This window comes from Streptomyces sp. NPDC060031, from assembly GCF_042736805.1.
Lineage (GTDB): Bacteria > Actinomycetota > Actinomycetes > Streptomycetales > Streptomycetaceae > Streptomyces.
On the sequence record NZ_JBHWVM010000042.1, the window covers coordinates 56,348 to 63,336 of the forward strand.

Annotated in this window: 8 protein-coding genes; all 8 read right to left on the reverse strand. The window is 70.9% G+C overall.

The window, feature by feature from the left end; all coding sequences use genetic code 11:
• Positions 1-20: 20 nt before the first annotated feature.
• The 8 genes from ACFWB8_RS20170 to ACFWB8_RS20205 all read right to left on the reverse strand — a co-directional run bounded on the left by ACFWB8_RS20170 (position 21) and on the right by ACFWB8_RS20205 (position 6,761).
• Positions 21-1,007, reverse strand: coding sequence for a lysophospholipid acyltransferase family protein (locus ACFWB8_RS20170; protein WP_385228491.1), 987 nt, complete (start codon positions 1,005-1,007; stop codon positions 21-23).
• The gene (locus ACFWB8_RS20175; RefSeq protein ID WP_385228494.1) at positions 1,007-2,101 is read right to left on the reverse strand and encodes an NAD-dependent epimerase/dehydratase family protein; all 1,095 of its coding nucleotides are present in this window, start codon (positions 2,099-2,101) and stop codon (positions 1,007-1,009) included. The genes ACFWB8_RS20170 and ACFWB8_RS20175 overlap by 1 nt, the downstream gene beginning before the upstream one ends.
• 101 nt (positions 2,102-2,202) lie before the next feature.
• Positions 2,203-2,301: a 30S ribosomal protein bS22 gene (locus ACFWB8_RS20180; protein ID WP_003948845.1), complete on the reverse strand. Its 99-nt coding sequence runs from the start codon at positions 2,299-2,301 to the stop codon at positions 2,203-2,205.
• A 152-nt stretch (positions 2,302-2,453) separates the two neighbouring features.
• Positions 2,454-2,663 carry a helix-turn-helix domain-containing protein gene (locus tag ACFWB8_RS20185; RefSeq protein ID WP_162688852.1) on the reverse strand — a complete coding sequence of 70 codons (210 nt, stop codon included), beginning with the start codon at positions 2,661-2,663 and terminating at the stop codon, positions 2,454-2,456.
• A gap of 115 nt (positions 2,664-2,778) precedes the next feature.
• Positions 2,779-3,609, reverse strand: coding sequence for a phosphatase (locus tag ACFWB8_RS20190; RefSeq protein WP_385228497.1), 831 nt, complete (start codon positions 3,607-3,609; stop codon positions 2,779-2,781).
• Positions 3,610-3,687: 78 nt separating this feature from the next.
• Positions 3,688-4,857: an acetoin utilization protein AcuC gene (locus ACFWB8_RS20195; RefSeq protein ID WP_385228500.1), complete on the reverse strand. Its 1,170-nt coding sequence runs from the start codon at positions 4,855-4,857 to the stop codon at positions 3,688-3,690.
• Positions 4,808-6,025 (reverse strand): MFS transporter, encoded by a 1,218-nt coding sequence (locus tag ACFWB8_RS20200; RefSeq protein WP_385228503.1) that lies wholly within the window; start codon positions 6,023-6,025, stop codon positions 4,808-4,810. Before ACFWB8_RS20200 ends, ACFWB8_RS20195 begins: the two co-directional genes overlap by 50 nt.
• Before the next feature lie 82 nt (positions 6,026-6,107).
• Entirely contained in the window at positions 6,108-6,761 is a 654-nt protein-coding gene (locus ACFWB8_RS20205; RefSeq protein ID WP_385228506.1) for an HAD family hydrolase, read from the reverse strand.
• Positions 6,762-6,989: the final 228 nt, after the last annotated feature.

The window sequence follows — 6,989 nt, forward strand, 5'->3', positions numbered from 1 at the left end:
AGAGCCCCGGCACCCAACGCTCAGAAAAAGACAGACCTGCGCTGCACCAGCAGCTTGTACAGCGTGTGCTGAATCTGCTCCCGCACCTGATCCGTCAGGTTGAACATCAGCATCGGGTCCTCCGCGGCCTCCGCCGCATACCCGTCCGTCGGGATCGGCTCGCCGAACTGGATCGTCCACTTCGTCGGCAACGGCACCGCCCCCAACGGCCCCAGCCACGGGAACGTCGGCGTGACCGGGAAGTACGGGATCCCCAACAGCCGCGCGAGCGTCTTCGCGTTGCCGATCATCGGGTAGATCTCCTCCGCCCCCACGATCGAACACGGCACGATCGGCGTCCCCGCCCGCAGCGCCGTCGACACGAAACCGCCCCGGCCGAACCGCTGCAGCTTGTACCGGTCACCGAACGGCTTCCCGATCCCCTTGAAGCCCTCCGGCATCACCCCGACCAGCTCCCCGGCCTCCAGCAGCCGCTGCGCGTCCTCCGCGCACGCCAGCGTGTGCCCGGCCTTGCGCGCCAGCTCGTTGACCACCGGCAGCATGAAGACCAGGTCCGCCGCCAGCAGCCGCAGGTGCCGCTGCGCCGGGTGGTGGTCGTGCACCGCGACCTGCAGCATCAGGCCGTCCAGCGGCAGCGTCCCGGAGTGGTTCGCCACGATCAGCGCACCACCCTCCTTCGGGATGTTCTCGATGCCCTTGACCTCGACCCGGAAGTACTTGTCGTACAGCGGCCGGACCATCGACATCAGGACCTGATCGGTCAGCTCCTTGTCGTAGCCGAAGTCGTCGACCTCGTACTCCCCGGTGACCCGCCGCCGCAGGAAGGCCAGCCCGCCGGCGACCCGCTGGTCCCAGCTGCTCCCGGCCGGCTCCGGCGCGGCCTCCACCGCGGCCACCACGGCCTCGGCCGGCACCGGGTCCGGCTCCACCGCGGGAGCGACCCGCACCCGCCGGGGCCGCCGCCGCGACCGGTCCTCGTCGAACGGAATGACCTTGGCGTCCGCCACTATCGCTTCGCTCCCTCAACCGCAGGCTCTACGTTCAACAGCTCGACGTTCGACACGTCAGCGTTCACCAGTCCCGCCACCCGGTCCACCGCACGCGCCGCACGCTCCGGCGGCAGCAGCCCCGTCCCCCGGCTCCGCGCGAAATCGGCGAACGCCTCGGTGGTCGTGTACATCGGCTCGAACCCCAGCACCTCCCGCATCTGCGCGGTCTCCACGACCCGCCCGTGCGTGAGGAGTCTGATCTGCTCGGGCGAGAAGTCCGTGACCCCGACCGCCCGCAGCGCCGATCCCACCCACGTCACCGCCGGCAGCAGCAGCGGCACCGTAGGGCGCCCCAGCCGCCGAGAGCACTGCGACAGCAGCAGCACCCCGTCACCGGCGATGTTGAAGGTCCCGCTGTTCAGCGTCCCGCTCCTGGGTTCCTGCGCCGCCAGCCGCAGCACGTCCAGTACGTCGTCCTCGTGGACGAACTGGAGCCGCGGGTCGTAACCCAGCACCGTCGGCATCACCGGCATCGAGAAGTACTCGGCGAGCGCCGAGTCCGCGAAGGGCCCCAGGATGTTCGCGAACCGCAGGACGCACACCGCCACGTCCGGCCGTCTTCGCGCGAAGCCGCGCACGTACCCCTCGACCTCGATGGCGTCCTTCGCGAACCCGGCCGACGGCAGCGACTTCGGCTGCGTGGTCTCGGTGAACACGGCGGGGTCCCGCGAGGTCCCCCCGTACACACTCGTACTGGACTTCACCACGAGCCGCCGTACCGTCGGCGACTTCTGGCACGCCCCGAGGAGCTGCATCGTCCCGATGACGTTGGTTTCCTTGACCGTGCTGTGCGAGCCTCCGCCCGCCCCCGAGCTGCTGCCCCCGGTGACCGCCAGATGGACCACCGTGTCGACGGCGTGCTCCGCGAGCACGCGGGCGATCGCCGACTGCCTGATGTCCGTACGGATGAATTCCGCCGATCCGAGCCGGTGCGGCGGTGTCACCGCGTCCACCGCGATCACCCGCTCGACTTCCGGGTCGCGCTGGATCCGGCGCACGAAGCGGCCTCCCAGCTGCCGGGCAGCCCCGGTGACGAGCACGACCTTCCCCACGAGCTCAGCGCCTCCCTGTTAGGAACAACGGGTCCCCGGCTACACCGCAGCCCCTCCACCAGGATGGTGGAGGGGCTGCGGAGAACACGTACAGCTGCCGTTTACTTCTTGTTACGGCGCTGGACGCGGGTGCGCTTGAGCAGCTTGCGGTGCTTCTTCTTAGCCATCCGCTTGCGCCGCTTCTTAATAACAGAGCCCACGACTACCCTCGCTCACTTCTCTTCATTCGGTGCGGGGCGTCGGGGCCCACACGACCTACGTCGGCCTAGCCTACCCGCCCGAGCTCTGAGCTTGTAATCCGAGTGCACACGAGGGGTACCGCAGGGGCCCGACAGGCCCCGAAGGCCCGTTCTCAGGCCGACTCCACCCCCACAAAAGACTCGCGCAGGTACTCGTGGACCGCATTTTCGGGGACCCGGAAGGACCGGCCCACCCGGATTGCGGGCAGATGGCCGTTGTGCACCAATCGGTACACGGTCATCTTCGACACTCGCATCACCGAGGCGACCTCCGCCACGGTCAGGAACTGAACCTCACTGAGAGGCCTCTCGCCAGCAGCCATGACACACCTTTGACCTTCCGCGCATGACGGGCACCGGCTTCCCCTCCGGTTACGCCCCGTCGTCGCACGCTCACTCACCAGAGTAGGGGCGTGTGATACGAGTGGGGAAGAGGAGCTACGGCCACTCCTGCCCACCCGGCAGACTGGCCCGATTGAGCACATAGCGAGTGAGCGGCCTGTAGTAGTCCGAGCGCACCGCGTCATCAAGCGGAACCGCCACCGAGACCCGCCCCTCGGCCTCCCCGACGAACAGCGCCGGATCATCCGTATCCGCCAGCCCGATCGCCTCCACACCGAGCTGACCTGCACCGCAGACCCACCCGTGGTCCCCCACCACCAGCTCCGGCAGCGGCCCGCCGGCCTCCGCGAGCGCAGCCAGGGCGATCCGAACCGGCAGCGGAGAATGGGTGTGCGCGCCGGTCGCACTCCCGGGCGGGCGCGCGCCGCCTTCCCGCACCAGTGCGACTCCCCGTACGTAATCGATGCGGTACGGGCGTACGCCGAACCGGGTCTGCACGTCCACGGCGACCCCCTGCGCCGGAGTGAGAACAAGACATCCCGCCGCCGACAGCGCCTGCGCCAAACCGGCGTAGAACCCCAGGAGCCGGTGCGGATGACCGGTCCCGAACAGCACCGGGGCCCGCGCCCGCGCCGCCGCGCGCAGCCGCCCCGCGAAAGCCTCCAGCCCCGCCACCGTCAGCTCCGGATCGATCACGTCCGGCCCGCTGACGTGCGCCGGGTCGGCCGAGACCCCGCACTTGTCCGCCATCAGCCGCAGCAGGTCCCGCTCGCCCCACGCCCACTCCGGGTCCAGCCCCAGCAGCACCCGCGGATCGCGCGCCGCGAACAGCCGGTAGCTGCGCAGGCTCTCCTCCCTGGAGGTCGCGACGGGCCCGGCCAACCGGGCGGCCAGCAGATGCGCACGCAGTGCGGCGGTGCTCAACACCCTCCGATGCTGCCGCACCCGACCTGGCGGTTCATCAATTACGAGGAACCGCCCCACAGTTGGCGTAACAGAAGGCGGCTATGTGAGCATTCCGCGCAGCGGGAACACCGCCCGCCGGGTGGCCAGAACGGCCTGATCGATACGGTCCGCCGGATCGTAACCGGCCTCCCAGTCCCGCCAGACCGGCACCCGCCCGTCCGTCATCCGCCGCGGCGCCGACTCCCGGGTCCGCGCGTACACCTCGTCCCGCCACGACGCCGGGACCGCCGTCTGCGGATCGATCGGCGCGTGCCCGGCGATGGCCACCAGATGCGTCCACGACCGCGGTACGACGTCCACGACCGCGTACCCGCCGCCGCCCAGCGCCAGCCACCGCCCGTCCGCGTACTCGTGCGCGAGGCCGTGACAGGCCTCCTGGACCGCCCGCTGGGCGTCCAGCGACACCGCCAGGTGCGCCAGCGGGTCCTCGAAGTGCGTATCGGCCCCGTGCTGGGTCACCAGCACCTGGGGCCGGAAGTCCGCCAGCAGCTCGGGCACGGTCGCCTGGAAGGCCCGGAGCCAGCCCTCGTCCCCGGTCCCGGCGGGCAGCGCCACGTTCACCGCGGACCCCTCGGCGGCCGCCCCGCCCGTCTCCTCGGGCCAGCCCGTCTGCGGGAACAGCGTCCGCGGGTGCTCGTGGACCGACACGGTCAGCACCCTGGGGTCGTCCCAGAAGGCCGCCTGCACCCCGTCCCCGTGGTGCACGTCCACATCCACGTACGCCACCCGCTCGGCCCCGAGCTCCAGCAGCCGCGCGATCGCCAGCGCCGCGTCGTTGTACACGCAGAACCCGGCCGCCCCGCCCGGCATCGCGTGGTGCAGCCCGCCGGCGAAGTTCACCGCGTGCCCGGCCTCCCCGCGCCAGACGGCCTCGGCCCCGGCCACCGACTGCCCGGCGATCAGCGCGGACGCCTCGTGCATCCCGTGGAACGCCGGATCGTCCGTCGTCCCCAGCCCGTACGAGCCGTCGGCCACCCCGGGGTCGGCCGACACCTCGCGCACGGCGGCGACGTAATCCGCCCGGTGGACCAGCCGCAGCGTCGAGTCCCCGGCCGGCTTGCCGGCCCGTACCTCCAGCGCCCGGTCGAGCCCGAAGGCCCGTACCAGGCCCATGGTCAGCGCCAGGCGCACCGGATCCATCGGATGGCTGGGCCCGAAGTCATACTTCGTTACCGCCTCGTCCCACATCAACAACCCGCGGCCGCTCATGCCGGACACCGTATCGGGCCCCGTCCGAGCCGAACGAGCGGGCGTAGAACAGTGTCACCAGCACCAGGGCCATCGGCACGAACATCGCCCCCCGGTAGCTCCACGCGTCCCCGATCCCCCCGACGAGCGGGGCCCCGATCAGGAAACCGACGTAGTTGAAGATGTTCAGCCGGGCCACGGCGGTGTCCGACGCCCCCGGGAACAGCCGTCCGGCCGCCGCGAAGGTCTGCGGCACGATCACGCACAGCCCGATCCCCAGCATCGTGAACCCGAGCATCCCCACCCACGGACCCGACGCCACGGCCACCACCGCGAACCCGCCGGCGGCCACCACCGTGCCCGTCCGCACCACGGCCACGGCCCCGAAGCGCCGCACCCCCAGGTCGCCGACGGCCCGCCCGAGGAGCGTCGTCACCATGTACACGTTGTACGGGACCGTCGCGAGCTGCTCGGAGCTCCCCAGCACGTCCTGGAGGTACTTGGCACTCCAGTTCCCCACCGTCGAGTCCCCGATGTACGCACACGCCATCACCAGGCACAGCGGCAGCAGCAGCTTGAACCCGCCGACGCCCAGCCCCGTCCCGTCGCTCTCGTGCGCCGCCGCACCGCGGTCGACGTAGAAGCGGCCCACGACCACCGCCGCCGGCAGCAGCACGACCACGGCCGGGAGGTAGGACGCGAACAGCGCCAGGTGCCAGTGCACCCCCGCCCACGCGGCCGAGGCCCCCAGGATCCCGCCCAGGCTGTACGAGGCGTGGAACCCGAGCATGATGCTGCGCCCGTACGCCCCCTGCAGACTCACCCCGAGCATGTTCATGGAGGCGTCCAGCGCACCCACCGACAGCCCGAACGCACCGAGCGCCAGGGCCACGTGCCACAGGTCCGTCCCGGCGCCGGCGCCGAGCAGCGCGAGCAGCACCAGGGGCTGCGCCCACCGCAGCACCACACTGGGCGGCACCCGCTTCACCAGGTGCTCGGTCGCGACGCTCGACACCCCGGCGAGGATCGGCACGGCGGCGAGGAAGGCGGGCAGCAGCCCGTCGGATATCCCGTACCGGTCCTGGATGGCGGGGATCCGCGTCACGAGGAGGGCGAAGGTCACGCCCTGCACGAAGAAGCTGAACCCCAAGGCCCCACGCCCGCGGCGCAGCCGCACGTCTGCTGTCATGGCGGCACAGCGTAGGCCCCGGGGCTACCGGTGGGTAGAGAGATCACATATCAATCGGGCCGCCCGCGTCCGGGGCCTCGCCTCAGCCCTGGATTCCGAGCAGCCCGAGGAGCTGCCCCATGTCCCCGAAGTACCCGGTGGCCCCGGGCAGCCGGTCGGCGGGCAGCATCCCGGTGAACGCGTACACGTCCATCCCGGCGGCGGCCGCGGCCCGCACCCCGAGCGGGCTGTCCTCGATGACCACGCAACGGGCCGGCTCCACGCCCATGGAACGCGCCGCGTGCAGGAACAGGTCCGGGGCGGGCTTCCCCTTCCCGACGTCGTCCGCGCTGAAGATCCACTCCTCCTCGAACCACTCGTCGAGCCCGGCCGCCCGGTGGCCCACCCGGATCCGCTCATGACTCCCGGAGGAGGCGAGGCAGTACGACACCCCGCTCTCGATCAGCGCGCCCAGCACCCCCTCGACGCCCGGAACGGGCTTCAGTTCCCGTTCGAAGGCGGCGAAGGTGCGCGCGTACAGGTTCTCGTCGAAGTCGCCCGGCAGCGGCTGCCCGGTCCGCTCCAGCACGAGATCGTGCACCCGGTGCACGGCGGCGCCCATGTAGTCGCTCAGCGACTCCTCGTACGAGGTCGGATGCCCCAGCTCGGTCAGGTAGCCGGCGAGGATGCTGTTGGCGAGCGGCTCGCTGTCCACCAGCACGCCGTCGTTGTCGAAGATGACGAGGTCATAGCCCATGCGCCAACCCTACGAGTCGTCAGTGCGAATCCATCCGGACCCCATGCCGGGCATCCGCAGGACACCTGAAGGGCCGCACCTCCCCCACCCGGCCCATTGCACCTGGTCCAGAACGCAGAAAAGCCCCGCACCATAAAGGTGCGGGGCTTTCCCACAATGATTGTTCGGCGGCGTCCTACTCTCCCACAGGGTCCCCCCTGCAGTACCATCGGCGCTGAAAGGCTTAGC